2 protein-coding genes are annotated in these 1,650 nt (G+C 49.2%); both read right to left on the bottom strand.

The genetic code is table 11. The annotated features are described in order from the left end of the window. Nucleotides 1–75: 75 nt before the first annotated feature. A complete protein-coding gene (locus ACR0P9_RS12215; protein ID WP_432620535.1) occupies nt 76–681 on the bottom strand; it encodes an HAD family hydrolase in 606 nt (201 codons plus the stop codon). A 15-nt stretch (nt 682–696) separates the two neighbouring features. Beyond that, nucleotides 697–1,626 carry an acyl-CoA dehydratase activase gene (locus tag ACR0P9_RS12210; RefSeq protein ID WP_432620537.1) on the bottom strand — a complete coding sequence of 310 codons (930 nt, stop codon included), beginning with the start codon at nt 1,624–1,626 and terminating at the stop codon, nt 697–699. Nucleotides 1,627–1,650: the final 24 nt, after the last annotated feature.

Raw genomic sequence — 1,650 nt, 5'->3', positions numbered from 1 at the left:
GGAGAGGGCTAATTTATTTTTATCAAAAAATCAGGCAGAGCACGGTGATTGCATCCACCATGCTCTGCCTTTTTATTATGCCTGTTCGAGCAGACGCTGCGCATCGGCGTGCGCCTGTTCAAAACTGCGAAAATGTACGGTATGAATCCCAAACTGCTGTGCCGCTTCGCAATTGTCTTTTCTGTCATCAATAAACAGACAATGCTCCGCTGTCAATTGATACTGCTCTAAGCAGGTCTGATAAATCGCCGGATCCGGCTTGAGCAGATGTACATCACAGGAAAAGACACCGCCATCCATCTTTTGCAAGAAGCTAAAGCTTTCCGGTACTTTTTCAATGATATACCGCGCATAATTAGACAGGAACAGCACACGAAGTCCTCGCGCTTTCATCTCGTCAATCCAATCGTCTGCATACGCGTTTTTGATTAAGCTCGTACCGATGTTGTCATAAATGCGCTGAATATCCTCTCGATACTGCGGCACTCGGGCAAAAAACGCGTCCAGTACCTGCTGTTCCGTCCACACGCCGCGGTCTACTTCGTCCCACAGTCCGCTCTTGAACATCACATCATCAATGGCTTTGCGCTCGTGCGGATCATCTATCATGCGGCACAGATACTCTCGCCACTGAAAGTCCACCAGCACCGTTCCAATATCAAACAGAATGGTATCTATCATCGTACACCTCCGATTTTATCGCTTTACTTCGCCTCGCTCGCAGCGATTGCCCCAGCTGTCAATCAGCTTGCCATCGCGGAAGACACAAATAATCTCGCAGTTATTCGGACAGCGACCGCAGCTTGCCTCTCTGGTATAGAATTCCATATCTTCCATCGCAAAGTCAAATTCCTGACGCTTGCTGCTTCTGCGTGCCAGAATAGCTGCACCGAGAGCACCCATCAAATGACCGTTCGGATCTACGATAACCTCGCATCCAAGCAGTTTCTCAAAGGCAGCGACAACGCCCTTGTTCTTGGAAACGCCGCCCTGAAAGACAACCGGGCTGGCAATTTTCTTGCCCTTGCCGACATTGTTCATATAGTTTGCGGCAACGGCATTACAAACGCCTGCAATAATATCTTCGCGCGGATGACCCATCTGAATTTTATGTACCAGATCACTTTCTGCGAATACCGTGCAGCGAGCAGCAATCTGTGTCGGGTGCTTGGATTTCAGAGCGTAATCGCCGATGTCCTCTACTTCGATACCCAAACGCTTTGCCTGGCTGGACAAGAATGCTCCTGTACCGGCAGCACACAGTGTATTCATCGCATAGTCAACGGCCACACCGTTTTCTACCAAGATAATTTTCGAGTCCTGACCGCCGATCTCCAAAATGGTGCGTACCTCTGGATAAAATGTCGTTGTGCCGACAGCATGTGCGGTAATCTCATTCTTTACCATCGTTGCGCCGACGATAACACCAACCAGCTTACGCGCACTGCCCGTTGTGCCGGTTGCCACGACCTTATATTGCTCTTTGTCGAACTGCTTTTCCAGCAGGGCAACCAGTTTCTTTACCGCGCCAATCGGATCACCTTGCGTCCAAATATACCCACTTGCCAGAATGTTGTTCTGCTTGTCTATAATGACACCTTTGGTGGAAATGGAACCGACGTCGATTCCAAGATATGCATGTTGACGTCC

The sequence above is a fragment of the Butyricicoccus sp. genome (assembly GCF_050872565.1).
Classification (GTDB): domain Bacteria; phylum Bacillota; class Clostridia; order Oscillospirales; family Butyricicoccaceae; genus Butyricicoccus_A.
This window is presented reverse-complemented; position numbering and strand designations above follow the sequence as displayed.